The organism is Pontibacter liquoris, assembly GCF_022758235.1.
Classification (GTDB): domain Bacteria; phylum Bacteroidota; class Bacteroidia; order Cytophagales; family Hymenobacteraceae; genus Pontibacter; species Pontibacter liquoris.
Genome location: NZ_JALEBG010000001.1, coordinates 289,219 through 315,728, shown reverse-complemented (window position 1 = coordinate 315,728; position 26,510 = coordinate 289,219). Strand labels below are relative to the sequence as shown.

The following is a 26,510-nucleotide window of genomic DNA, read 5'->3' as shown; positions in this document are numbered from 1 at the left end:
CTGTTTAAATTGAAAAATTGAGTACACTGGCAGGGTCCTCATACTTGCGGACGTTGATCTGCGGCTGATGGTACACCCTGGAATACGGCGGCACGCTTTCGGTAAGCCATACATTACCGCCAATGATGCTGTGGGCGCCCACCACCGTGTTGCCCCCCAGGATGGTAGCGCCGGCATAGATCACCACATCGTGCTCGATGGTAGGATGGCGCTTTATCCTGGCCATGGCTTTATCCACGCTTAGTGCCCCCAACGTAACGCCCTGGTAGATCTTGACATGGTTGCCGATGCGGCAGGTCTCGCCGATCACGACGCCGGTGCCATGGTCGATGCAGAAGTGCGTACCGATCTGCGCGCCGGGATGGATGTCGATACCTGTAGCGGCGTGGGCATGCTCCGAGAGCACGCGCGGCAGCAAAGGCACCTGCAATTCATACAGGGCATGGGCCAGCCGGTAAACGGCCACAGCCCGGAAGCCGGGATAGGTCCGGATCACTTCTTCCATACTTTGTGCCGCCGGGTCGCCGTTGGCAATAGCTTCGGCATCGTCGAGCAGCAGGCGGTGGATGCCCGGCAGTTGTTCCATCAGGGCCCTGGCCACCGCATCAGGAGGTACGGGCAGCCGCGCCTCCATGCTGTTGAGGATCTGCTTTAGCTTGCGCTCCAGGTCGGCTGCATAAGCTTTGAGTTCCTCCTCCGACGTGAAGCGTTTATCCGATAGCACCGGGAACAGCAATTGCAGCACGCCCTCCATCAGGTGGCAAATCGCGGAGGCCGGCACTTGGTGCAGCGCCCGTTTATGCTGCTCAAAAAGCACATGTAAAAACTGGTTATTCATACTTCATTCTCAATGCAGGTAGCAACACAGCGCCGTGCGCGAACAGATGATACGTTATACGTCGTGCTTCACTTAAGAACAACTTGTTTCGCGCCGCTCCCTATCTTATTGGTCAGATTTACGCTGAGGTATTGCAGCAAGCAGCCAGGCAAGAATAGCCCGTACTGCTTTCCGGATGATCCCCTCCTTGTCCTTCGGCACCGGGTACAGCGTTGGTTCCTTTTTCTATACTATCAAGAGCGCTGATTGTTTACCCTCTTGCCAAAAGGATGCGGAAAGGCTAAAAACATGCGTTCAGGAAAACCAGGTAGAGAGGTGTAGGGTTATTTTATTCTTAAATCAGGCGACATAAATCCTGTCCTACTGCTACGTTTTCATCCCGAATCTGACACAGAGAAACCTAGTGGAAAAAGGGTCCTTACCCTCCGGGGGTGAAGCTTTCGCTACGAGCTCCCAAGATCCTTTCAGGATGATAAACAGAAGAGGATAAAAGGCACCTGGTAGATTGGGAGAATGGCATCGGCAGAGAAAGGCGGGGAAACCTGGCGGCTGCTGCTTATACTTGCAGAGAAAGCTTAAAGCTAAGCTACCGGGCTCTCCTGCCGGGCACGATAGGTTTTAAGCAATACAAACAGCAGCGCAATGGCGGCAAATCCGGCCCCTGTCCAGAAAACCAGCGGGAAGTTTTCAGGGCGGTTGTTATATAGCCATCCTGCGGCAAGGGCACCAATGCCGATGCCGGCTTCCAGGGCGATATACATGGTGGCCATGGCCCTGCCCCGGTGCGCCTCATGGCTCAGATCGATCGTCCAGGCATAAATAGTAGGCGAGTTCATCCCGGTTGCCACGCCAAACAAGACACCTACCAGCAGCAACAGTTCCGGCGAGCGCACCAGGCCCAGCAGCCCCATAGCCAGTGTCAGCAGCAGCGTGCTGAGCAGCAGCACGCGTACGCGCCCATACTTGTCGGAGGCTTTGCCGGCCAGAAAACGAATGGCCAGCGAGGCCAGGGTGAAGCTGGTAAAGAAAAGGCCTTTGTTGTGAATGCCCAGGAACTCGCTGAAATCCGGGATCAGCGTTAAAATGATGCCGTAGGGAAAGTAGGTGAAAAACATCACAAAGCAGGGGCCCAGCACCCGCGGCTCCACCAACTCCTGCCGCGAAAGGCGCAGCATGCCCAAGTTAAAGCGCTGCGGGTGTTTTATGGTTTCGCGCATGTGTGCAATAACGGCTACTGACAGAAACGCCATGGCCGACGAAGTATAAAACATAATATCCATGGAGAACTGATCAGCCACCGCACTGCCAATAGCCGGCCCTGCCGCCATGCCCAGGCTGCCCGAAAGCCCCATCAGCCCCATAGCCTCTCCCCTTTTTTCCAATGGCACCACATCGGCTACATAAGCCGATTTACCGGTCGGCGTAAAGCCCGTGGAAAAACCATGCAGAAAGCGCAGCAACAGAAATGCGGCTACCGAGCCAGTCAGCGGGTAAAGGGCGCTGGCGATAATGCACACCATACTGCCCACCAGCATCACAGGTACGCGCCCGATCTTATCGGCCAGTTTGCCGCTGAACGGCCTGGACAGGCCGGCGGTGAGGGTAAAGAGCGCAATAATAAGGCCTTTGTATTCTTCGCCGCCCAGGCTGGTGAGGTAGTCGGGCAACTCCGGAATGATCATATTAAAGCTGGCGAAGAACAGGAACGAGCTCAGGCAAAGCAAGCCAAACTGCACTCCGTATACCCGCGAAATCTGATTCTCCATACCTGCTTTTTCCAGCTGCAAAGGTGCCAAAGCTTTTTTAAAAGTGCTAATTATTCGCCGCCCCGCTTCGGAGGACAACATCTAAAATTAGTAACCGCCACAGGAGGTTCGTGCCCCATCATCAAAAAAGAACCTGCTAAGCGAAGTATACTTCGCTTAGCAGGTTCTTTCTGTCAGTATAAGAAATGGTTTGCGGGCTGCACAAGAACCCGTGCGCCTTAAACCAGGGCGTGGTGCAGCTGAGTACTTACCCCATTGATGGCAATGTTTTTCTGAAGGGCCATCGAGCGTAGTTCGTCCGCTACTCTGCGGGCCACTTCTTCCTGCTGAATGCTGCCCAGGCGCAACACCACCGGCTTGCTGTTTTCGAGCTCAAACACCACGAAATACTCCGTAACCCAAAGCTTTATCACATCGCTCCACAACAAGGTGCGCTCGCCGCCGAAAAGCGCTACCCGGTAGGCTACCTGCTCGGGCGTCATCGAGAAATACGTATCCTTTAAGCGAATAATGTCGGTTGCAACAGCCAGGCAAGCGAGTCCCAGCACAACCAACACCAGGCTGGCCGCTGCCCAGCCCGGGCGCAAAGGGCTTTGCCAAAGCAGCTCACGCACAAGGGCATAACCGCCGCCGCCTACAAAGAATAGACCGACGAACATCATAAAGCTTTTTGTCTGCTTAAGTTTTTGTGAAGAATACAGGGATACGTACATGCTGATCTGACGAATTAGGATTCAGGGTTTTGTTTTATAATTCAGGTTAAGCTTACCTGCTTTTGGGCTTGGCCCGCAGGCAAAAAAAATATTTTTTTATACTTAATAAACTTCAACTAAAAATCGCACCGCTCTTTGTGAGTGAAACACTTACGCACCTATCAACAAATATAATGCAATTTTTTAAAGACTCAATCTTACAAAGAAGCCAATTTTTATTCCCTTCATCCTTCCAGTATCATATCGGGTTCAATGTAGGTATTGCCCGCTATATTTCAAAATTTTTTATGCAGATGATGCAATAAAGGAGAAACAGGGCCGGTCTCCGAGTTTTTGATTATATTGAGGATTGAAACAGCATCAGTCATGAAAATACGCAACTTACTGGTTGTGGCTGCCTGCGCACTAGCCGGCTGCCAGCAGGTACCGCAACAAAGTCCAAAACCTACCGCTAAAAACAAGTTCGGCGATGCCATTCTGCAGCGCATCCATACCTTGCAGGATGAGCGCCAGACAGCCGGGCTGCTTACCTACCTGCAGCATCCTAAAACAGAATACCGCCGCGAGGCAGCACTGGCCTTTGCTTCGGTGCAGGATACACTGGCCATAGCGCCTTTGCTCAGCCAACTTAGCGACACCACCATAGCCGTTCGCGTAGCTGCCGCTTATGCTCTGGGGCAGATCGGCGATGCCAAGGCAGAGACCGCCTTACTGCAACACCTGCAGCAGGAACGGCGGCCACAGGTGCAGGGTGAATTGCTCGAGGCCCTGGGCAAGATCGCCACACCGGCCGGCGTGGCCTACCTGGCAACTTACAAAGCTACCAGCCCGACAGCCCTTGCCGGGCAGGCATGGGGGCTTTACCGCGCCGGCATGCGCCAGCAATATACCCAGCAGGCTGTGGAGCAGGTTATCCGGTTACTGGCGCCAACCAACCCGCTGGAAGCCCGCGTGCCGGCAGCCCAATTCCTGACCCGCATTACCAAACTGGACCTGACGCCCTACCGGCAGGCGGTTTTAAATGCCGCCACGTCCGACAAGGCTCCTGAGGTACGCATGGCGGCCACGCAGGCACTCAGTAAAGTAAGGGCTCCGGACAAGGCGCGTTTCCTGTCTACCATTGCCCAGAGCGACCCCGATTACAGGGTGCGGTTAAGTGCTATAAAGGCGATGGTCGGCCTGGATTTTGAGGAAGTGAAGCCAGCCATACTTGCTGCCCTGCAGGACAAGAACATTAACACGGCCGTGGCCACTGCCGAATTTCTGCAGGCAAACCCTGCTGGCGTAGATGCCGCAGCGCTGCTGGAGGTGATGCCCCGGCTACAGGATGCGCGGGTGCGGGGCAGCCTGATATGGGTAATCCTGCACAACAGCCCGCAGCAAAACCGCTATTATCTTAACACCCGCTACAAGCAGCAGTATCAGAATGCCCGCACTCCTTACGAGAAAGCTGCTTTCCTGAAAGGACTTGCCGGCGATTATGCCAATTATTCTTTTATTGCCGATGAGGTTTTTGCGGCCCAGCAGCCGGTTATCTCTACTTCGGGCATGGATGCGCTGATCTTTATGCGGCAGCAGCCTGATTTTCCGAAAGGCTACGAGAACAACTTTGCCACTATTTTCCAACGGGCGGTGAGCTCCGGCGATGTGGCGCTAGTAGGCATGGCGGCCGCTGCCATCCGTGATCCGAAGCTGAACTTCCGGAGCCAGTACCGCGATGTGACCTTCCTGACCCTGGCCCAGCAGAAACTGCAACTGCCCCGCGACATGGAAACCAACATTGAGCTGCAGAAAACCATTAATTTCCTGAGCGGAAAAGGCGAAGGCGAAACACCCCAGAACCCATTCACCCACCCTATTGACTGGGCGCTGGTTGCCAGCATTCCGGCAGCGCAGCAGGCGGTGGTGCATACCGACAAAGGAAATGTGGTGCTCCAGCTGTTTGTAGAAGATGCCCCGGGCACAGTGGCCAACTTTGTAGCGCTGGTAAAGGAGAACTTTTTCGACGGCTTATACTTTCACCGCGTGGTACCCAACTTTGTGGCGCAGGGCGGCGATAAGCGCGGCGACGGCTGGGGCAGCTCCGACTACTCCATCCGCTCTGAGTTTGCACACCTGAAGTATGGCGAAGGTTACCTGGGGATGGCCTCGGCCGGAAAAGACACCGAAAGCAACCAGTGGTTTATCACCCACGCCCCTACCCCGCACCTGGACGGCCGTTACACTATCTTTGCCAAAGTGATAGAAGGCATGGACGTAGTGCACCAGCTGGAAGTAGGCGACAAGATCCTGGACGTAGAACTCATCGGTGCAGGCACCTTATAAACCGGCTAGCCCAGAAGAAGCATCCCAAAAACAGAGAAAGGCGACACGTGGGTGTCGCCTTTCTCTGTTTAAGAATAGTTATACTTTAATATCTGCGCTCTAGCGGCTGGTCTTCCGGCGCGGTCAGCTCCGACCACTGGGGCAGAAGGCTTTTGAACTCCTGCTGCAGCGCCTTGCCGCGGTCTTTGCCATACCAGCCATGCAACTGTTCGGCAAACTCTTTATAAGGGATGTTTTGCGCATGCAGGTCAGCATACAACCGCTGGGCCGGCTCCGGGCGGGGGCCCCAGGTGCCAAGCTCTTCCAGTGTATCAGCTTTTAAAGCGATCAGCTTTGGGATGGAACGGCCGCCGTTGGTCAGGTACTGGTCCATTAGCTCGGGGTTCTCGTCGCGCAGCAACAGCTTAAGGTCGATCAGCGGCGAAGCATCGGCCATTTTCACCAGCACAGGCAGGTTTTGCGCCGCATCGCCGCACCAGGCTTCTGTCAGCACCAGCCATACCATCTTGGTTTGTACGCTTAATAGCAACTGCACCAGTTCATCGTCCAGGCGGGTGGTTTTTTCCACGCGGCGCATGCGGTGCAGGTTCATGCGCGTGTAGGCTACCATTTCTTCAGAGTGGTTGTTTCCGGTAGTTTTGTTTTCTGCCATGAGCTGGTCTGCCAGTTCCCGGTATTGTGTATAGGTAAGGGCTTTCGCCAGGTAATCGGGCGTAACCGGAGATGGTGTCTTAAGTATGTGCGTCATAATTGAATGCGTTATTTTTGATCCTGATAAAATATATTACTATCTAAATACCACAAGTGCCTGGTATAAATAGTTCCTCTAGCAGGCTGGCGGTTGGTTGGGTGTCGCAGCTGGGTTGCTGCTCTCCTGCTTCCGTACGCTGCCTTATACTTCACAAAGCAATGAGTTACCCTAACCGGAAAGCAAGTCCTCATACTTGACTGCACAGCACTCCGCCACAAGCAAGTAGAGTTTTGATGCCCCAAGCTGGCCATCCTTAGGTTGTAACCAGTAAACGATACCGGAAAATCACTTTTCGGCTATACTACTGATGCCCATAGGTCTTCTCGCCGGCGGTGATGCTTAGCGGTAAAAAGTTCTGCTTCGGGGGCAACGGGCAGGTGGCATACGGCACAAAAGCGCAGGGCGGGTTGGTGGCTTTGTTAAAGTCGATGGTGGTAGAGCCATCCGGGCCGGGTTTGGGCACGTAAAGGTAGCGGCCGGAGCCGTAGGTGTCGGTGCCGTTGGTTTTATCGGCAAAGATAATAAAGAGCTCGTCGCCCTCTTCGAGCGCATCGAGGCGGTAGGTGCTGTCTCCAACCGTAAACACCAGCGCTCCTGGCGAAGGCTCCGGTTCGGTTTGCCCCAGTATGTTTGTGATGGGGATCTGTTTGGGCAGCGGGTTCTGCTCGAGCCGCGCCGGCAGCCGCCACTTTGTTGCCACCGGAAAACGATCGACACCTTTGAAGGCGGTGCGCACCGGGCTTTCCGCATCGCGCAGCCGAATGCCGTAGCGGTCGCCACGCTTCAGCACAAACCAGGTAAGCGGCCCATACGTCATCTGGGGAGGTTCCTGCCCTTCGGTATACACCAGGGCCTCCTGCTGCACTGGTTTTCCGTTCAGTTTTACGTCCACCCCTTTGGCTATACTTGCCGTAACTTTACCGTGGTCCAGTGTCAGCACACCTGCCTGCGCGGGCAGCTTGCCTTCCGGAAAAACAAGGTCGTTGCCGTCGCCACTGCCAAAGGTATTTTTGCCCTCTTTCAGCCAGAACAGCCCGGCCAGCGAGAGCCAGCCATCTTCTTTTTTCAGGTTTTCCTCCCGCTCGTGGTGCCACTGGTTGACACTGTCCACATACGCTGTTTCGGTATCTGGTAAAGGCGTGGTGGCAGCAGGCGCTTTTTCTTGTTGGGTGCAGGCAGCCAGCAACAGCAATGCGGCAAACAAGGCAAGCAACTTGCCAAAGAAGTAAGTCATGAGAAAAGTAATTTATACTTGGATGGGGGAAATATAAAAGGAAGGTATAAAAGCAACTCCTGCGCAGCGCAGGTGCCTAGAGCCACCGCCTGAGCAGGAGTTGACAGGTAACTAAAAGCCTTGTTATTTGTTGGGTTGCGGCGTCATGCGCAGGTATGGCTTCACAACGCGGTGGCCTTTGGGGAATTTAGTTGGAATCTCTTCGTCGCTCACAGCATTCGAGATCACCACGTCTTCGCCTTCTTTCCAGTCGGCTGGGGTGGCCACGCTATACTTAGCTGTGAGTTGCAGCGAGTCGATCACGCGCAGGATCTCCTGGAAGTTACGCCCCGTAGAAGCCGGGTAAGTGATCATCAGCTTAATCTTTTTGTCCGGACCAATGATAAACAGCGAGCGCACGGTCAGGGTGCCGGAAGCTTTGGGATGGATCATGCCATATAATTCCGAAATATGCCTGTCCGGGTCAGCAATGATCGGGAATTCCACCTGTGTGTTCTGTGTTTCGTTTATGTCGTTGATCCAGCCTTTATGCGATTCTACTTCGTCTACGCTCAGGGCGGCCACTTTTACATTGCGTCTGGCAAAATCATCTTTCAGGCGGGCCGTTGCGCCCAGCTCAGTGGTGCAAACCGGGGTATAATCGGCCGGATGCGAGAACAAAACGCCCCAGGAGTCACCGAGCCATTCATGGAAATTTATTTCTCCCTCTGTGGTCTGTGCTCTAAAGTTGGGAGCCTCGTCATTTAGTTGTAGTGCCATTTTCGATAGTTTTTAGTACATGATAAGTATAGGCTGTGCATGCTCCAACTACCTGGGTAGCCCGAGCATCCTATATCAAATATAGCCAATCTCCTTATTTCCTACAAGGTTAGTAGAGATTATAATGTAGACAGGCTATGCTACTGCTTTAACATCCCAGAAAAGCTATTTGTTTTGATTTCGCTCCTTTAGGCAGACTTCCTCCGGAGAAAGTACAGCTGAAGCGCTGCCCTGACCGCTTTGGCGTTTCGCTGCCCAGGCGCTTCTGCCGGGCCTGAATAATTATGAAACTCCCGGCCTCTGAAAAATTAAGTATGGCTGAAGTGATGCGGCACAGAAATGCCTAGACGGCGTTCATAGCCGCAAGCTAGAGCGTATGCCAGGAACGTAATGAAGTAAGAACAGGAATGGGATGATATACTGCGCAGGTATGGGTTTAAACGGCCGTGTCGCGCAGGACCGGCATAGCGCCTTCAAACGGAACGATCTGTACAGCGTTTTCTTTGGAGTTATTGCTTTTTATAAGCGCATTAAGCTGCTTGTAGGCCAGCTCCATGTCCGAGAGTTGCTTGTAGCTGAACAGGTAAAAATGCTCGCCGGCGGCCTTGGCCACATACACGTAAAGGCTATAAAAATTCATTCCCGGGCAGGCAAGGGTATGCGCCTTTACACGCACAATATCTTCGATACTGATAGTCGTACTAGTGGAATCTACGGGCCCGGGTATAATGGTAACCATGTTGCCTATGTTTAAAAATAGATGAAAACCTAGGCGGAAGCTCTCCTGAGCTAAAGCATGTGCAGTTTAACAAATTATCGAGTAAGTTGCCAGTAAGTTGCCGATTATACTTGTAGCAGGGCCTAAAAAGCCCGCACAGGCCCTTTTTACTTTACCGGATCGTACCCGCTGCCGCCCCAGGGGTGGCAGCGGCCAATGCGCTTCAGGGCCATCACCCCGCCTTTAAAGGGACCATACTTGTTTACGGCTTCCACAGCATATTGCGAGCAGGTAGGCGTATAGCGGCAGGCAGAAGGGGTTAAGGGCGAAATCAGGTGTTGGTAGGCCCAAAGCAGCGCCAGCACCAGCTTTTTAAATACCCAGATCATAGTTGGTCTTTACACATATCCGTTGTTATAGAGGCAAAATGCGTTAATTTTTGCTAATTTTGCTGCTGTTTACATTTAAACATAAATTCATGCTAAAAAAAATCCTTTCCTTCTTACTTCTTGTCTCGCTTAGCGTGCCTTTTGCCGCTAAAGCCGACGAGGGTATGTGGCTGCCGATGCTGGTAAAGCGCCTCAACTACACCGATATGCAGAAAAAGGGCCTGCAGCTCACTGCCGAAGAAATTTATAGTGTCAACAATTCGAGCCTGAAGGATGCCATTGTGCAGTTCGGTGGCTTTTGCACCGGCGAGTTTATCTCCCCGGAAGGATTGCTGATCACCAATCACCACTGCGGCTACGGTTCAATCCAGTCGCACTCCACGACGGAGCATGATTACCTGACCGATGGTTTCTGGGCCACCTCCAAAGACCAGGAGCTTCCGAACGAAGGTTTGTTTGTAGACATCCTGGTGCGCATGGACGATGTGACCAGCAAAGTGCTGGAAGGCATTACACCGGCTACTACCCAGGAAGAGCGCGCCCAACTGGTAGCGCAGCGCACGAAAGCCATTGCCCAGGAAGCCAGCGAAAACAACCAGTACGTAACCTATGTGCGGGATTTTTACAATGGCAACGAGTTTTACCTCTTCGTTTACAACCGCTACACTGACGTGCGCCTGGTAGGCGCACCGCCGCAATCGGTAGGCAAGTATGGCGGCGACACAGACAACTGGATGTGGCCACGCCATACCGGCGACTTTTCTATGTTCCGCGTATACATGGCCCCGGACGGCAAGCCCGCTCCTTACAGCAAAACCAACGTACCTTACAAGCCAAAGCACTTCCTGCCAATCTCATTGAGCGATAAAGAACAAGGCGATTTCGCGATGGTATTTGGCTTTCCGGGCCGCACCAAGCGCTTTATGACCTCGCATGGCCTGAAACTGGAAGTAAACCAGCTGAACAAGTCCCGCATTAAGCTGCGCGACCAGAAGCTGAACCTCTGGAAGGAAGACATGGATAAGGACGCCGCTACCCGCATCAAGTATGCGTCTAAGTATGCTTCTACCTCCAACTACTACAAATACTCTATCGGCCAGAACGCAGGCATCAAGCGCATGCACACCATCGAAGGCAAAATAGCCGACGAAGATAAGTTCCAGGCCTGGGCCAACGCCGATGCGCAGCGCAAAGCCACTTACGGCAACGTGCTGGGCGATATTGCCAGCGCCTACGCCACCATCGAGAAGTATAACCTGGGCAGCATTTACCTCAACGAAGCTGTGCTGGGCACCGAGGCGATGATGCTGGGCTACCGCTTTATCCCGCTTTACAACTCCCTGAAAGCCGGCAATGCTGCCGCTACCCAGAAAGCCATCGAAGATCTGCGCCCGCGTGTGGAGTCCCACTTCAAGGATTACAACCTGCCCACCGACAAGAAGGTGTTTGCTGCCATGATGAAGGCTTATTCGGAGGACATTGCCAAAGACCAGCAGCCCGAGGCATTCAAAAGCCTGGTAAGCAAGTATAAAGGCAACTTCAGCAAGCTGGCCGATTATGTGTATGGCAACTCTTTCCTGATGTCGGAGCAGAAGGTAAATGACTTTTTGAAAAATCCGTCGCAGAAAAAACTGGAGGCCGATCCTGCTTTCCAGCTCATCAACGCCATCATGATGAACTATGTGACCAACATAGCGCCTAAAATGGCTGAAAGCAACGCCATCCTCGACAAAGCCAACCGCCTGTATGTGGCCGGCCTGCGCCTGATGAACCCCGACAAAGTATACTATCCGGATGCCAACTCAACGCTGCGCCTGAGCTACGGCACCGTGAAAGATTACAGCCCGCAGGATGGCGTGATGTACAACTACTATACTACGCTGGATGGCGTGATGGCAAAAGAAGACCCGACCAACGAGGAATTTGTGGTGCCAGCCAAACTGAAGCAGCTCTACCAGGCCAAAGACTATGGCCGCTATGCCAACTCCAAAGGCGAGCTGGTTGTTAACTTCATCACCGACAACGACATTACAGGCGGTAACTCGGGCTCCCCGGTTATCAATGGAAAAGGCGAGCTGATGGGCCTGGCCTTCGACGGCAACTGGGAAGCGATGACTGGCGACCTGGTATATGACCCGGATTACAAGCGCTGCATTAACGTAGACATCCGGTATGTGCTGTTCATCATCGACAAGTATGCCGGTGCTACCAACCTGATCCAGGAAATGACGCTGGTAAACGACGGCAACCCGGGTGCCGCCGATGCGGCCACGGCTGAGGTAAAAACCAAAACCCCGCAGGCTGAATTGCTGAATGCCACCATGGAAGAAGCGAACGAAAAGCTTCGCGCCGGCAAAACAGAGTTCAAGATCGAAAAGAAAAAAGGCGACGCGAAGGTAAAACTTCAGGTAAAAGACTAAACAAGCCTGCTTTTAAAGTATAGGAAAGGCGCCGGAGACATCTCCGGCGCCTTTTTGTTTAGCTTTGATTTACCTAAACAATCGGGAAAGCGTTACCTCATCCTTTGGATTTCCCACATAAAATGACGGACGTCATCTAACTACAAGATGGTGCTGCACTCAGATTCGTGGCAGTTCATAGCTTTACATTCAAGCAGAGATCCAGGGTTGCTGATTACCGGAAACAAAGTATAGCTACTAAACTTATTGCCGCTACTCCTGCGCATCCACTCTCATCTTCAACCAGAAGTATAGATTTTCCTATAAAATTGTAAACAAAAAAGCAAGTCACCGTACAATCATACTTCTTAAAGTGCAAAATCCAACCTATACGGAATGAGGCTAGCTTTACGCTTCAGCTTATACCTGCTTTTCGTGCTGCTCCCCTGCCTGGCGCAGGCCCAGGCTGATGTGCCCGGCGGCGGCCGCGCTGCCGGTATGGGCAATGCCTCCGTTACGCTGCCTGACCTGTGGGCGCTGCATAACAACGTAGCCTGTATGGCAAGCGTGCAACAGCTGCAGGTGGGCGCTTATACCGAGAACCGCTTTGGCGTGCAGGCGTTCACGACGGTGGCTCTGACGGCTGTTTACCCCACAGCCAGGTATGGCAGCTATGGGGTAAGCCTGAGCAGGTTTGGTGATACGCAGTACAGCCGGCAGTCGATAGGGATTGGCGCGGCACATAAGTTGGGGCAGTTTAGCCTGGGTGCCAAAGCCGAAGTATGGCAGGTGGCGGTGAGCGGGTATGGCAGCCGCAAAGCTGTAACGCTCTCGGCAGGCTTGCAGGCCGAAGTGGTGCCAGGCTTATACTTCGGCGCATACGCCTATAACCTCAACCAGGCCCGACTTGCCGACATAGCCGACGAGCGGATGCCGGCCATCATGAAAGCGGGGCTTGCTTACCGCCCCTACAAAAAGCTGCTGCTGGCCATTGAAACAGAAAAGAACCTCGACTACGATGCCGATTTTAAGGCGGGGCTGGAGTATTTCCTGCTTCCGGAAAAACTGGCGCTGCGCACCGGTTTCAGTACCCTGACAGGCCAGGCTACGTTTGGAGCCGGTTTCCGGGCGCGGCAGCTGCAGCTCGCGTATGCGTTCGGCACCTACACCGTGCTGGGGCAGAGCCACCATCTATCTGTTGCCTGCCAGTTCAGAAAAGGAAAGTCTTAGAAAGGAGAATAGAAAAGAACACCTTTAACTATTCCCGACTGAAGTATAGGTAGGAGATGATGAGGGTTGCTTGATTGGGAGTGCGCAGCCATGGTTTTTACAACAGTTTAGCAAGCACCAACGGGCCATTTAACAAGTAACCGTTCACCTCTGCCTATGCGACGAAGTTTACTGCTTTGCTGGTTTATACTTTGTGGGCTGCCCCTGCTGCAGGCGCAGGACTATCCGCGCCGGCAACTGGATTTCGACCTATTGGTACAGGAGCTCTTTGCCCAGCAGGACGACGACCAGGTGCCCTACGAGGATTATTACGAAACGCTCTTCCAGTACTACCAGCGCCCCATCGACCTGAACCACACCAGCCCCGAAGAGTTGGCCGCCCTCTTTATACTTTCACGGCCGCAGATCACGTCCTTTTTCAGCTACCTGGCAGCGAATGGCCCCTTGCTGAGCATCTATGAGCTGCAGGCCATCCCCGATTTTGATCTGCTCACCATCTATAAGCTGGTGTATTTTGTGCAGGTGCAGGATGCCGGCCTGGCAGCCGACCAGCGCCCGCTCTGGCAACGGATGGTGGGCGAAGACAACAATGCCCTTATACTTCGCTATGAGCGCACCCTGCAACAACGCCGCGGCTATACCCCTTTGGACCCGGACAGCCGTTCGACAAGCCGCTACCTGGGCTCGCCGGATAAACTATACTTACGTTACCGCATCAGCCACGCCCGCGATTATAGTTTTGGCATAACCGCTGAGAAAGATGCCGGCGAGCAGTTTACCTGGGATAGCCGCACCCACCGCTATGGATTTGATTATTACTCGGCGCACCTGCAGTTCTACAACAAAGGCCGGTTTAAAGCCATTGCCCTCGGCGATTACCAGTTGCAGTTCGGGCAGGGCCTGCTGCTCTCGTCAGGTTACAGCGTGGGCAAGGGCAGCGAAACTATTACGACCGTGAGCCGGCCAAACCTGGGCATCAGGCCCTACAGCTCGGTGCTGGAATATGCTTATTTCAGGGGTGCGGCAGCTACCTATACATTAGGAATGGTGGACGTGACAGGGTTTTACTCCAACAAGCGCGTGGACGCCAGCCTGCAGGTACAGCAGGATACGTTAGAGAATTCCGATGCATATTTCAGCGGCATCCAGACGACCGGCTTCCACCGTACGCCTACTGAGCTGGCCAACAAGGGCCAGGCGCGGGAGCAGCTCTTCGGAGCGAACGCTAGTTACCAGAGCCGTGATAAAACACTGCTGTTGGGCGTAACGGCCTTCGGGCTGCATTATAGTTCGCCCATCCGGAAAGCCGGCGCGCCCTACCAGCGCTTTGAGTTCAGCGGCGCAACCAACTATAACCTGGGCGCCAACTATGGCTATACCTGGCAGAATGTCTACTTATTTGGCGAAACGGCTATCAGCAAAAGTAGCGGCCTGGGCATGGTAAACGGCTTTGTGGCCAGCCTGTCTAACCGGGTAGAACTGGCGATGCTCTACCGGGCCTATACCCGTCACTTCCACACCTTTTATGGCAGCGCCTTTGGCGAGGCCACGCGCAGCATCAACGAACGGGGGCTGTATACGGGCATCAAAATAAAGCCTTTCGGGCCATGGGAGCTCACCGCTTACTACGACCGCTTTCGTTTTCCGTGGCTGCGCTACCGCGTGGATGCACCCTCCGGCGGATATGAGTACCTGTTGCGGCTATCTGTTAAACCAAACAAGCAAACGATGCTGTACGGGCAGTTCCGTACCGAAAGCAAAGGCCTGAATATGGCCAACAACACCACGCCAATAGACTACGTGGCCCAGGCACTGCGCCGGAATTACCTCTTATACTATGAGTTTGCCCCTACCGCAGTGGTAAGCTTCAAATCGCGGGTACAGTGCAGCAGCTATGCGCAGGAATCCCCGAAAACGACCGGCTATCTGATTGCGCAGGATGTAAACGTTACCTTCCGTAAAATACGCCTCAGCACCCGTTATGCCCTTTTCGATACCGACAGCTATGATACGCGCCAGTATGTGTATGAGCGGGATGTGCTGTCTGCGTTTTCCATTCCGGCGTTCAGCGGCACCGGCACACGGGTGTATGCGCTTTTGCAGGTTAGTCCACTTCGTTCGCTAGATGTGTGGGTAAAGTATGGCCTCACGCACTACCGCCACCAGGACTCCATCGGCTCCGGCCTGGATCTGATCGAAGGTTCCCGCCGCTCGGATGTGAAAGTACAGGTCAGGTATCAGTTTTGAGGAATGGTGGTGGTGAGAGTAAGTAGGTAGAGTGGTAAGGTGGAACTGTTGTGGCACTTATTGATACTGTTCTGATGCGGATCTAGCCTATGACGCTATACTTGCCAGGAGCCGTTTAATGACAGTTTTATCCTTTGGCTATATTTGGCAGCTTGAGTTTGATGTGATGATTTATACTTCCTGCTATACTTGCTAGCTAGCTGTCTTCCTCAGTTTTATACTTGCCTTGTTTCATCTTATACTTTGGAGCGCTCCAAGCCCGCGGGGGCTCCCCGAAATGCTTCGGGGTAAACTCTCTCGGGCATCGCGCTGTGGTGTGAAGCTGCCCTAGCGGGCTGCCTTGCAGGCACCGCAATACACCAAGGCGCTCATCCCAAGGACTGGGATCTGTTCCAATAGCTGCTGTTTATACTTGAGCATAAATATAAGCTTTAACTTTATTAGCATTGCATTTACGTAGGGACAGGTCGCGACCTGTCCGCGCGATGACGCTCGCCATGAAACATTAGCTATGAAACATTAAACTAAGTATAAGTATGAACCTTCTCTCTTCGCCTCTTTCTTCTTTGTCATCCTGAAAGGATCCTATTGGAAGGGAGACGAAGCTAAAACAACAATGCTTATACTTTGAAAGTAGCAACAACAGGCTCCCCGTCTTAAATAAGGAGGGGCAGGGGTGGTTGGACCCGGTAACTCCTCTCCTACCTTCCTTCAGCTAAGTGCTCCAGCGGCTTGCAAGCGCTCTTTATACTTGCGGAAACAATGCTTCCGTCGGGGCTAAACTCCATGTGGCAGCATTCCAGAAAGAGGGCTTTCAGCTTTTCGCGGCCGCGCTGCACCCGCGATTTTGCGCCTGAGTAAGAGATGCCGAGGCGTGCTGCAATTTCCTTTTGGCTGATGCCTTCCAGCTCACTCAGGCGCAATGCTTCGGCATATTCGGGCGGCAGCAAGGTAAGGAGCGGCAGCACCAGGGCTTCTATTTCCGGCTGGGCGTGTTCGGAAAAGTCTTCCTCCGGCAGCTCCCCGGCATCGGCTATACTAGTATGGCGGCTGTGCTCGCGGTAAAAATCGACGAGGGCGTTGCGCGTGATCTGGTAAAGCCAGGCTTTGATATCGCGCACGTCCTGCAACTGCTCGCAGTTTTTATATAGCTTCAGGTAAAGCTGCTGCAGCATATCGTCGGCGTCGGCTTTATCGGCAATGCGCTTCAGCACAAAGCCTTTTAACCGGGCCTCGTAAGCCAGGAAAACAGGGGCAACGGCCGCGCAGGCATCCGCGGCCGGAAATGTTTCAGACGAGTTACAGCAATTTTCGGTCATACGCCTATAGTATTACTTCTTCTTTCCAGCAAATAAGTGTCGCGCCACTGGCCATGCAGCTGGCCCAGCCGCTCGCGCAGCCCCACCACCCGGAAACCGCACTGCTCGTGCAGTTGTATACTGGCATGATTCTCTTTTAAAATATGCGCCTGCAAGGTCCAGATGCCTTCCTGCTCTGAGGCCGCCACCAGTTGCTGCAACAATAAGCGCCCTATTCCCTTGCCAGCATGTGCCGGGTGCACATACACGCTGTCTTCGGCTACGCCCCGGTACACGCAGCGGCCCGACACTGACGTCAGCGCTGCCCAGCCTACGATATGTCCATCCTGCAACGCTACCAGCCGGCAAGAGAGCATGTGCTTTTCGTCCCATTCGTACCAATTGGGTGCGCTGGTTTCCAGGGTCGCATTGTTAGTGGCGATGCCTGCTTCGTAGATCGCTTTTACCTGCTCGTAATGTTCCGGCAGCATAGCCGTTATTGTAAGCGTTGGCGTGATTGCTTGCATGGCGCTAAGAAACTAAAAATTTAGAAACAACGCAGCAGGAACAGGTATACTTGCTACCTGTTCCTGCTGCGGAGGGGTTTTATTTTATACTAAAGGACCGTGGCTTCTTTGGCTGGTCGCGCATTAGGGCCTTCTCCGTAGATAGTGGCTTCGCCGTAGGTATAAAAGGCTTCCCAATCCACCCCCTGCGGGTCTGTGATCCAGGATTTTTCGGATTTGGCGTAGCAGCAGGTGCACTTGCCCTCTTCGCGGATGGCGCCTTTGGCTTTTTTCAGGTTGCCGTATACCTGAACCAGTTCTTCGAGGCTCTCGGCCTGAATGCCCAGGTGCTCGATGCCGGCATTTTCGGGGTGCAGCGAGATGGCAAAATTAATACGCGGATCCTCGAGCATCCACTTGGCATAATCTGCTTTGCACACAGTGGGCGTTGTTGCAAAAAGGGCATTGTAAAAGGCGATGGATTCTTCGAGGTTCTTTACTCTTACGTTTACGTGAAATCGTTTCATGGCTTTGCTGTCTGAGTGTTTTTTTAATGTTCACCCTGATGACGGCGCCGCAACTGAAAAGACGCAGGTTTGCCGAAAAATTTTACTCGATATTTTTGATTTGCCGCTCCTGGCCTTCCGGTTGGTAGAACAGAACCAGCTTAACGGGTTTCTCAAAATGCCCGGCATCGAGGTCCTGCTGCACCAGCCGGTAATACCCGATAATGGAGCTGCTGTTAAAATCGTCCGGGGTGGCCGGAATCAGCACTTTATATGCCCACTTACTTTGCTCTACGCGCACCTGTTTGCGGACATACTGCCCGAAGAAATCGTGATCTGCCAGAAAGTAAGCTACTTTTTTAGCCTGTTCTGCTGTTACGGTCGCCTCATCATAGTATATCTCGTGGCCTGCCTGCCCAAACTTTACCATCGCCGGCTGCTCCTCGGGCAAAAAGGGCCACAGCGCCACGGCCAGCACAATGGTGCTCACCGCGCTGATGAGCCCCACGCCCGCCGCACGCCACCTGGACCGGAAGGCCCCCTGCAAGCGGCTGTGCTCCTGCAGAAACGCTCCCTGCAGCCGCTGCGTGAGCCCGTAAAACAGGCCTGCTTCCAGCACGGGGATCAGGTATTTGGGTAATACGTTGGTATACTGCGGCAGCAAAAACATTATCAGCATAAAGCTAACGGTTGCTGCTATACCCCACCAAAGCGCCTTACGGCCGGCTTCCTCTTCGCCGATGCTGATATAGTTCTTTGCCAGCAGGTAAGCGCCGCCCAGCGGGCCGCCCACTAAAGCGCAGACGGCAATGGCCCGGGCATTGTATAATTTGCCGGCCGGGGGCAGCGCCTCTTCCATTACCGGCAATTGTTCTGTAAGCTCCTCCTGCATCCTTGTATGTTAAGGCACGTTCTTTACAAACACGATCTGTTGGTTATCAGAAGACACTAGCTTGTTTAGAAATTCGGTCAGTTGCGGATAGGTTTCGGGTTTGAAACGGCCTTTGGGCATCTGCAGCCTGCGGATATAAAGCACCTGCTGGCCGCTGACTTTGGTCGTTGCATGATACTCGCCAAAGGCGGTGTTCAGATGAACGTCCTGCGGCTGATACTCCAGTGTAAAGCCAGGCGGCAAGGCAAACGCAACGGTATCCACATCCTGAAAAGCTATGCCGCGCATCACCACCTCAGTCAGTCGTTTTTCTTTTGAAGCAGGCGTGTACGTCCATTTGTTCATCAAATTTGGCTTCAGGAAAAGGCGCTTGCCGCTGACGATGGCATACTGGCGCAAAGCCAGTTCCAGGTTTTCAGTAACAGAAGGCACTGCGGCCTTCTTCTCCTCCCACTTATAGCTGGTAATATCGAATGCGGGTACTTTTACCTGGCTATACAGCCACTTTTTCTGCTCGTCGGGCTTGGCGTTATGCACGGCCTCGCTCCGCTCTTCCGACTGCTCTCCGCTGAACAGGGTTTTCACCTGCGCCGTGCCATTTCCTTTTTCATCCAGCGTTACCCGGATGCTCCGTATCTGTTTGTTTTCGGAGGTGCCGTAAGCCGGCGTTTTAACCAGTTTGCCACCTTCGGGCGTGATAAGTAAAGCATGGCGGTTTCCGGTAAAGCTACCGGCATACCCGGCGGCCTTGTTCTGGCTGGTGCACTCCAGCCACAGGCTGTCGCGCTCCTGCGGCACGCATAGTACCACATGGTTAAACTGCTGGCTCGGGAACTCGGTTAAAATATCGGGCATCTCATCCCCGGCGCGAATCAGCGCCTGGTACGAGGTAATGCCCACCGCCTGCAGCATGGCCTGCGTGTAGTTGGTCAGGGCTTTGCAGTCGCCATAGCCTTTGCTATCTACAAAAGAAGCTTCGAAGGGCTGCCACCCTCCTATACCCAGCTGAATGGACACATAGCGGGTGTTGGCTTGCAGGTAATCGTATACTTTGTGGATCTTTTCTTCGGGCGTTTTGCTATTTGCCACCAGGGTTTGCAGCTTCTGATTGGTGGCTTCGGGCAGCATATCGCGGCCGCTGTTGAGCTTATTTATCCACTGGCCGTAGTCTTTCCAGGTCTGCATGTTGCCCTGGTAGCCTTCCACTTCGAAGGTAACGGGGGCTGTGCGCACCAGCGGCACCAGCTCCGAAAGAGCGGGCCCGAAAGCCTCCATCTCTACCGGCGCCAGGTTCTCTACCTGCCAGGTATAAAATTGCTGGGTAGCGGTCTGCTCTTTCTTTACCGGGACAGGCAGGTTCTTTTCCAGATAACGCAGCTCCATGCCCTGCGGCATTACCACCCGAAAACGTGATTTTTCTACCGCCAGCTTTTCTTCATCCAGCGGCGTCCATACCGGGTAAAGCAGCATGTTGGTGGTCGTGGTTTGGTACTCGAACTCCACGGTATACGGGAAAACGGTATGCCGCAGGTCGGCAATTTTTACCCGATTGTCCTCAAACAAGCTAATACCCGAAATAGCACTCACATCGCCGATATCGCCTTTGCGCAGCGATTTGATCTTCTTGCCGGCACGGTCGAAGGAAGTGGCGTTCAGGTAATCGACCTTTTTCAGCTTATCGTAGGGCACGTATAGTTTGGCCCGGTCGTTCCCGTTCTCGTTCAGAATAGTGATGGTGGTTTTGAAATAGGTGGTGCCGCTGCTCACGGACTGAACAGTAAAGACCGTTTCCTCGGAGCGGATCACTGCGTTGGCATCTTTGGTAATATCCTCGGCGGGCAGGGCGTGCGCTGGCGGCACCCAGAAGCAAAAGGCAAGTAAAAAGTATAAATAACGCATAAAAAGACGGGTAACAACGTAAGTTGATTTTTTAGAAGAGAAGACGGCAGCCGTATCATCGCCATACTTGCAAGGTATAAGTATGGCTGGTAAGGCTGCCGTTTTGTAGTCCGATTAGTTGCGGGCAGTAGCTTTTTTCAGCACGATCTGTTCGGCCTGTTTGGTCACGATCTGATTGTAGAACTCCTTCAGGTGGCCGTATTCGGGTGCATAGAACACCGTTTTGTTGATATTAACCTTGCTCATGACCTGCACCGTATTGCCTTCCTGCTGCACCACATACATAAAACGGCCACCGTTTTCGGGCAACGACACCATCTTGTTCTGTGGCATTTCTTCGATCTCGTAGCCCGGCGGCAGAATAAACTTGCACATATAGGTCTCGTCCTGCAGCGTGGCAAAATCCACCGGGTAAGCCCGTTCTTCCAGCTTAAAAGGGTTTTCCTTTTCGTTGTGGCCCAGCATCGGGTTCAGGTAGATCACGCTGTTCTCCTGTCCGTTTCCGGCAGTTGCGATCTCGAAGGAAATACTGATGGGCTTTTTCTCGTCGCTGAGGTTCTCAATCTTCGGTTTGAGCACCTTCATATCGCCTGTTTCCTTTGCAAAACCTTCCACAAATTTCGCTTCGCCCTCTTCCAGGATCGACTTGCGGGTATAAAAGGCGTTATAACCACCCATTGATTCCATGCCTGTGCCTTTCATCTCGCCGTTGCTGCTGATGGTAATGGTACCGTTAAACAATTTGGAATAAACCGTCCCGGGCTTGAGCTCCACCCAGCGCTGGTCATCCTTTTTTATCAGGCGCCCTTCGCCGTTAAGACTACGCACCGGCAACTCTCCTGCAGCCAGCAAAGGCTCGGTGGCATCCAGCAGGTATTCCTTGTCGCCGATGCGCACATGTGTGATCAGGTAATTAAATTTGCTCAGCATAGGCGAGCCTTTGTACACGCGGCCATTGGTACGGGTACTTACCAGCACCGGGGCGGCATCAAGGCCGGCTTCCAGCAACATGGAAGTCATCAGCAGGTTTATCTCGCCCACGCTGCCCTTTTTATTTTCATATACTTTGCGAATCGGCGTATGGGCATAGATGCTATTCTTGCCGTCCCATTGCATCTTGCTTTTCACCAGGTTGTGGATGGCCACCATCCGGCTTTCTGGGGTAGTATGTTTGATCATCAGCGCAGCCAGCTCATTTTTGAAAAAGCTGCTGCGGTTTAGCTGGGTGCCAAACCGATCGGATCTGAGCAGTTCATCGGTTACCTGTTCCCAGGTACCTACCACCACCTTCGCAATTTGCCCCGGGAATTTTACCTGCTGCAGCTCAAACTCAATCTTGGCCTGGTAATCACTTAGGGTGGTAATATACTTTTCGGGTTGCAGCGCGGGCACGTCTTTCATCACCCATACATAGGCATCGCCATCTGCTTTTACTGTTGATGTGGCAGAGGGCGTTCTGCCGCCATTTAGCCCCGGCTCTATTTCCGCTGCAGACTTTACAGTAAAGTTTTCGGTAGTCTTTTCTTTCCCGGAATTATAAAAAGGCAGGTAGCCCTGTTGCAGTAGCTTGTAATCGAAATATTCGGGGATGCGGGCCTTGTACTCGCTCCACACCACGGGAATGGTGTGCTGGAACTCCCACTCGCGCATGTTCTGGAAAAAGTCGGAGTAGATGACATAGCTCACATCGATTACCGAGCCCTCCCTCACGTTGGGCATTGTAAACTTTTTGGCAAACCAGTTTTCGCTCATCTGCTCTTCAAAAGCAGCTTTAGACTCCAACTTGGTCTTTTCTTCTTTTCCGTTTACCAGGTTGTAAGTAAAGCCTTTGATGCTGGATACGGCTTCCTTGTCGCTTCCGCGTTTGTAGAAGGGCACCACCACATCCGCCCAATCGTAACCGGATTTTTTGAGGATCTTGATGCGCATCTGCCGTTCAAAGACCAGCTGAAAGCCGCTATTGGAATATTGAAAATGCGAGTAGCCATAATCGGACAGGATAACGGCAGCAGCGCTGGTATCTTTTTCATACACGCGCATTTTCAGCTCCTCCTCACTGACCTTGCCGAATTTAGCTGCCTGGCCCTGTGCCACATGCACGCTCAGCACCAACGCAAAAAGAAGCACTCCGGATAATGTAGAAGTTATAGTTCTCATAGATGAACATAAAAGGATTAGTACACGCACACGTGCAGCCAACGCCTGCCAGGCAGGCATAAAGAGACGCAAATATGCTCTTTTACAGGCTGTTTGTTTGATATATTAAAGAAAAGGACTTTTATTATATATTCAAACTCACATACTAAATTCTGTAAAATTTGTTCATCAATTCATCCAATAACTTGGTTTCTGAGCTGTATGGATAAATGAAAAGATTCAGAAGCGCCGTAGTGGCCCATGAACAGCTTAGCTAAATAAAAGTATTTTGAAAAGAAAGAATAGAGAGGGGCTGAAGAAAAAGCAGGTACTATATTAAAGCTACCCTCCGGCAGTGGTTACAAATATGAATAGGCTGCAGGCAGCACCCCATATAACTAAATAGGGAGGCAGGAAAACAACGGTATTAACAGTCTGAAAGGAAGGAAAAGGAAAAACTGAAGCGACAGCCAGGGTGAGACAGGGGTCTGCCGCTTCAGCCAATGTTATAGGTAGGAGGTAAAATTTGTACTATCTTGCCAAAACTCGCGGCAAGCTTCCCGTTGATCTTCGATAAACTTGTTATCGCGTTTCAAATCTTTCCAGGGGCCGTAGCCCAGCCGTTCGCAAAGCCTGAAAAAGCTATCGCCCTGGTTCTTTTGTCCTTTTACCCGCACAAGCGCGCTTAATAAAGGGCGGCCGGCAGCATGTTCCTGTTCCGATATTTCGTCCACTACCTCGGCCAATCGCGATTTTTCATACGGATTCTCCAGGTTAAGTCCTAATTCGGCTTCATAAATGAGGTTTTGAAACGTCATCAGGTGGGCTCTGCCTCGAGCTACCTGAATGAGTTTATTTCGTACGCGTGCATTCATAGAGCAAGTATTTTTATTGCAGCAAACAGCTATCCGGAATTTTAAAGCGGGCGGATAGGTCGTCTGTGTGCAGTACAATTAGAATTATATATACTGTTTTTAACGTATTTGCCCCACAAAAAGTTCCGTAACAAGTATAAATAATTCCCGTATGAAATCAGTTTTTGCTTATCCTTCTGAAAAAGAAGCAATTAAAAACAGGCTCGCTTTACCTGGTTGAGAAAAAAATAAGAAGAATCAGCATTACGGCTTACCCGTTTGGCTAAGATCATGTATGCGCCGCATGTGGTCGAGCATCGTCCCTCCCGCGATAATACCAACATCAGCAATCCCCCTGCTTGTGGCGACTACATAGCCAAGCAGAAAAAGGGCAGTTCACGCCAGGCGCAGGGCTTGTAACCGAAGCAAAGCTGGCGCTTGCCCAAAAGCGGAAACCCGCTGCGCATTTTTTTTTGCGCTATACATCATAGCCCTTGGTGTGGGGCTGGTGCAGCCGCCTGTTACGGCACAGCCGTAAACCTACTGCTTGGAAGTATGGCTGCCATTGCGGCTTTTCTCGTTGCCTTCGCCCTGCATGCGGCCGGAAAGACTTTGCAGGTGCGGTACCAGCATATTCAGTTTGCAGTACAGGGATACGCGGGCAACTTTCTGGTTCTTTCTCATAACAATAATCTTTTTAGGTTGACTTGATGGGGAAGTATGATTCTGAAAATTCGATTTCTTAACAACTGCCATGGCACTATACTTTTAAAAGTAGAAGAACAGCCACTCCCGGTTTCCTGCGCTGCAGGTCAGCATTGCCGGCTAACAAGCGACTATACTAAACTTATTAGCTTACCCTGCATCACAGAGGCCATTTACCTGCTGCTCAATCCTTTTACCGGTTTAAAGATACGTAACGCGCCGACACAAAGCCAATACTTTTAGCATTTACTTATGCACATGGTTATCAACAAACCCTATTACGCTAAATATATTAGCATTTTAATGTATACTTTCTTCCTGCCAAAAAACCTGCCGCCAGCCACTAGCGGGCAGTTTACGGGCCGCTGTTAGTGCATCTGATACCAGAATCCGTTATATTAGTAGGCTCAAAAAGCATTACCGCCACCAACTCAATTTCATGCTGCTTCCAAACCGCTTCTCTACCCGCTTTGCTCCGGTATGCCTGCTGTGCATCCTGTGCCTGTGGGCCAGAACGGGGCAGGCGCAGCAGGTTCCGAAAGCACCCCAGGACACGACCCAGGTACCCCCTCCCGCTGATTCGACCCGCCAAACGTTTGACGACCGCATTATGGGTAACCTGCAACGCATATCGGAACGCAAAACCATTATGGGCAAGCTGCTGAAGGCCATTCTGGTATTTGACCGCAAAGATGATACCGTGTATGGCATGGACGCCGAGCTGATCCGGCAGGAGTATGCCAAGCACAACTATAAGATCGTGCGCCGCATTGATATTGTGAGCCTGGATGCCTTTGGCTATTCGATCAACGACTCGACCCGCAAACCGCAGAACATACTGGAAAAGGCAGGCAATTCGCTGCACGTCAAAACGGGCCGCGGCCTGATCCGCAACAAGCTGCTTTTTGAGAAAATGGAGCCACTGGAGCCGCTGGCGCTGGTAGAATCGGAGCGTTTGCTGCGCCAGACCGATTACCTGCTCGATGCCCGCATCATCGTGAACGAAGAAACCACCACCAACGACAGCGTGGATGTTTTTGTGATAACAAAAGACATTTTCACCCTGGGAGGTTCCGGGTCTTTCACACCCTCTTCCGGCTCCGGCCGCATCTCGCTGCGCGAGCTCAACTTCCTGGGGCAGGGCCATCAGTTCCGCACCGGCTACCGTTTTAACCTGGACCGCCCCCGGCCCTGGGAACTTTCGGGCTCTTACCGGATAGAGAACATCAGCAAAAGCTACATTTCGGCGGATATCAACTATGTAAACGAAAACTATTACAAAGAGAAAAGCGCCTTTCTGCGGCGCGATTTTTACGCAACCAATACCAAGTATGCCGGTGCCGTGGGTGTGAGCTACATTGACGAGCGGTTGCTGTTGCCCTCCCTGCCCGAAGATACCGTGGCCCAATATGGCCAGCTGAGCTACTCGCGCCGCGATGCCTGGCTGGGGCGCTCTTTTAAGTTTAAATCCTATAATCTTGGTTACGAATCGAAGGGACGTATGATTGCCGCCGCGCGGGTGATCGACACCCGGTATGGGACCACGCCTACCGACAATTTCCAGAATAACACGCTGCTGCTGGGAAGCCTGGGCTATAGCATCCGAAAGTACTACAAAGACCGGTACCTGTTTGGTTTTGGCCGCACCGAGGATATTCCGGCAGGCGCCCTGCTTACCATTACTTCAGGCTTTGAGAAGGGAGCCCTTACCAACAGGCGGTATTTTGGCGCCTCCACCTCGCTGGCCAGGTATAGCAAGAGCTTTGGCTACCTGTACGGCAGCGTGAACTATGGCACTTTTCTTCGCAACAGCAACCGCGAGCAGGGCGTGCTGGAAGTGCAGTCGCTATACTTCACAAAGCTGTATGAATGGCAGGAATGGAAACTGCGGCATTACATCCAGGGTCGGGCTACCTTTGGCATCAACCGCCACCCCGAGGAACTACTCTCCATCAACAACGAAAGCGGCCTGCGGGGCTTTCGTTCCGACCGGGTGCGGGGCTCCCGGCGCGTCACGTTAAACTACGAAGCAAACCTGTACACGCCCCTCTCGCTCTTCGGTTTCCGCCTGGCCGCCGTGGCCTTTGCTGATGTGGCCTGGCTCTCGACGGGCAACAAAAGCTCGCCGTTTAAAGAAACGCCTTACCGCGGATACGGCCTGGGCGTGCGGCTGCGCAACGAGTACCTGGCCTTCAGCACCATTCAATTCCTGGTGAGCTATTACCCGCGGCTGCCGGTAAATGAAGACCGCAGCTTTAAAACATTCGGCTCCTCGCGCTCCTATTATGACTTCACCGATTTTAGGTTCTCCAGCCCCGGCGTAGCCGATTTCAGGTAAAAAGTGC

General features: G+C 52.7%; 22 protein-coding genes. 6 read left to right on the top strand and 16 right to left on the bottom strand.

Going from position 1 to position 26,510, the window contains the following annotated elements; genetic code table 11:
* Positions 1–4: 4 nt before the first annotated feature.
* From epsC to LWL52_RS01260, 3 genes are all read right to left on the bottom strand, one after another.
* The gene (gene epsC / locus LWL52_RS01270; protein WP_242916316.1) at positions 5–838 is read right to left on the bottom strand and encodes a serine O-acetyltransferase EpsC; all 834 of its coding nucleotides are present in this window, start codon (positions 836–838) and stop codon (positions 5–7) included.
* 581 nt (positions 839–1,419) lie between these two features.
* The gene (locus LWL52_RS01265) at positions 1,420–2,604 is read right to left on the bottom strand and encodes an MFS transporter (RefSeq protein ID WP_242916315.1); all 1,185 of its coding nucleotides are present in this window, start codon (positions 2,602–2,604) and stop codon (positions 1,420–1,422) included.
* Between the two features lie 218 nt (positions 2,605–2,822).
* The gene (locus LWL52_RS01260; protein ID WP_242916314.1) at positions 2,823–3,266 is read right to left on the bottom strand and encodes a hypothetical protein; all 444 of its coding nucleotides are present in this window, start codon (positions 3,264–3,266) and stop codon (positions 2,823–2,825) included.
* 417 nt (positions 3,267–3,683) lie between these two features.
* On the opposite strand from LWL52_RS01260, the gene LWL52_RS01255 reads away from it, so the two are divergent.
* Positions 3,684–5,642: a peptidylprolyl isomerase gene (locus LWL52_RS01255; protein WP_242916313.1), complete on the top strand. Its 1,959-nt coding sequence runs from the start codon at positions 3,684–3,686 to the stop codon at positions 5,640–5,642.
* Between the two features lie 85 nt (positions 5,643–5,727).
* Here the strand turns inward: LWL52_RS01255 and LWL52_RS01250 are convergent, their stop codons facing one another.
* From LWL52_RS01250 to yidD, 5 genes are all read right to left on the bottom strand, one after another.
* Positions 5,728–6,390 (bottom strand): thioredoxin family protein, encoded by a 663-nt coding sequence (locus tag LWL52_RS01250; protein ID WP_242916312.1) that lies wholly within the window; start codon positions 6,388–6,390, stop codon positions 5,728–5,730.
* Between the two features lie 304 nt (positions 6,391–6,694).
* Entirely contained in the window at positions 6,695–7,627 is a 933-nt protein-coding gene (locus LWL52_RS01245; protein WP_242916311.1) for a DUF1684 domain-containing protein, read from the bottom strand.
* Between the two features lie 123 nt (positions 7,628–7,750).
* Entirely contained in the window at positions 7,751–8,386 is a 636-nt protein-coding gene (locus tag LWL52_RS01240) for a peroxiredoxin (protein ID WP_242916310.1), read from the bottom strand.
* Between the two features lie 436 nt (positions 8,387–8,822).
* Entirely contained in the window at positions 8,823–9,125 is a 303-nt protein-coding gene (locus LWL52_RS01235; RefSeq protein WP_242916309.1) for a hypothetical protein, read from the bottom strand.
* Positions 9,126–9,271: 146 nt separating this feature from the next.
* On the bottom strand, positions 9,272–9,493 hold the full coding sequence (gene yidD / locus LWL52_RS01230) for a membrane protein insertion efficiency factor YidD (RefSeq protein WP_242916308.1): 222 nt from the start codon (positions 9,491–9,493) through the stop codon (positions 9,272–9,274).
* An 89-nt stretch (positions 9,494–9,582) separates the two neighbouring features.
* On the opposite strand from yidD, the gene LWL52_RS01225 reads away from it, so the two are divergent.
* The 3 genes from LWL52_RS01225 (at position 9,583) to LWL52_RS01215 (ending at position 15,369) form a co-directional block, all read left to right on the top strand.
* On the top strand, positions 9,583–11,913 hold the full coding sequence (locus tag LWL52_RS01225; protein WP_242916307.1) for a S46 family peptidase: 2,331 nt from the start codon (positions 9,583–9,585) through the stop codon (positions 11,911–11,913).
* 375 nt (positions 11,914–12,288) lie between these two features.
* The gene (locus LWL52_RS01220; RefSeq protein WP_242916306.1) at positions 12,289–13,122 is read left to right on the top strand and encodes a PorV/PorQ family protein; all 834 of its coding nucleotides are present in this window, start codon (positions 12,289–12,291) and stop codon (positions 13,120–13,122) included.
* A gap of 156 nt (positions 13,123–13,278) precedes the next feature.
* A complete protein-coding gene (locus tag LWL52_RS01215; protein WP_242916305.1) occupies positions 13,279–15,369 on the top strand; it encodes a ComEA family DNA-binding protein in 2,091 nt (696 codons plus the stop codon).
* A gap of 701 nt (positions 15,370–16,070) precedes the next feature.
* On the opposite strand, the gene sigZ is transcribed toward LWL52_RS01215, so the two are convergent.
* The 7 genes from sigZ to LWL52_RS01180 all read right to left on the bottom strand — a co-directional run bounded on the left by sigZ (position 16,071) and on the right by LWL52_RS01180 (position 23,481).
* Positions 16,071–16,688, bottom strand: a complete 618-nt coding sequence (sigZ, locus tag LWL52_RS01210; protein ID WP_242916304.1) for an RNA polymerase sigma factor SigZ — start codon at positions 16,686–16,688, stop codon at positions 16,071–16,073.
* Positions 16,685–17,194, bottom strand: coding sequence for a GNAT family N-acetyltransferase (locus LWL52_RS01205; RefSeq protein WP_242916303.1), 510 nt, complete (start codon positions 17,192–17,194; stop codon positions 16,685–16,687). The genes sigZ and LWL52_RS01205 overlap by 4 nt, the downstream gene beginning before the upstream one ends.
* A gap of 89 nt (positions 17,195–17,283) precedes the next feature.
* Positions 17,284–17,700 (bottom strand): ArsI/CadI family heavy metal resistance metalloenzyme, encoded by a 417-nt coding sequence (locus LWL52_RS01200; RefSeq protein ID WP_242916302.1) that lies wholly within the window; start codon positions 17,698–17,700, stop codon positions 17,284–17,286.
* An 82-nt stretch (positions 17,701–17,782) separates the two neighbouring features.
* A complete protein-coding gene (locus tag LWL52_RS01195) occupies positions 17,783–18,571 on the bottom strand; it encodes a hypothetical protein (protein ID WP_242916301.1) in 789 nt (262 codons plus the stop codon).
* A gap of 9 nt (positions 18,572–18,580) precedes the next feature.
* A complete protein-coding gene (locus LWL52_RS01190; protein ID WP_242916300.1) occupies positions 18,581–20,470 on the bottom strand; it encodes a DUF3857 domain-containing protein in 1,890 nt (629 codons plus the stop codon).
* Positions 20,471–20,584: 114 nt separating this feature from the next.
* Entirely contained in the window at positions 20,585–22,627 is a 2,043-nt protein-coding gene (locus tag LWL52_RS01185; protein WP_242916299.1) for a DUF3858 domain-containing protein, read from the bottom strand.
* A 485-nt stretch (positions 22,628–23,112) separates the two neighbouring features.
* Complete coding sequence (locus tag LWL52_RS01180; protein WP_242916298.1) at positions 23,113–23,481, bottom strand: hypothetical protein; 369 nt, start codon at positions 23,479–23,481, stop codon at positions 23,113–23,115.
* A gap of 258 nt (positions 23,482–23,739) precedes the next feature.
* Here LWL52_RS01180 and LWL52_RS01175 point away from each other — a divergent pair, with 258 nt between their 5' ends.
* Positions 23,740–23,880 (top strand): hypothetical protein, encoded by a 141-nt coding sequence (locus LWL52_RS01175; protein ID WP_242916297.1) that lies wholly within the window; start codon positions 23,740–23,742, stop codon positions 23,878–23,880.
* A gap of 120 nt (positions 23,881–24,000) precedes the next feature.
* Here LWL52_RS01175 and LWL52_RS01170 read toward each other — a convergent pair whose 3' ends face one another.
* Positions 24,001–24,144 (bottom strand): hypothetical protein, encoded by a 144-nt coding sequence (locus tag LWL52_RS01170; RefSeq protein WP_242916296.1) that lies wholly within the window; start codon positions 24,142–24,144, stop codon positions 24,001–24,003.
* Positions 24,145–24,604: 460 nt separating this feature from the next.
* Here LWL52_RS01170 and LWL52_RS01165 point away from each other — a divergent pair, with 460 nt between their 5' ends.
* A complete protein-coding gene (locus LWL52_RS01165) occupies positions 24,605–26,503 on the top strand; it encodes a BamA/TamA family outer membrane protein (protein WP_242916295.1) in 1,899 nt (632 codons plus the stop codon).
* The last annotated feature ends 7 nt before the right edge of the window (positions 26,504–26,510 follow it).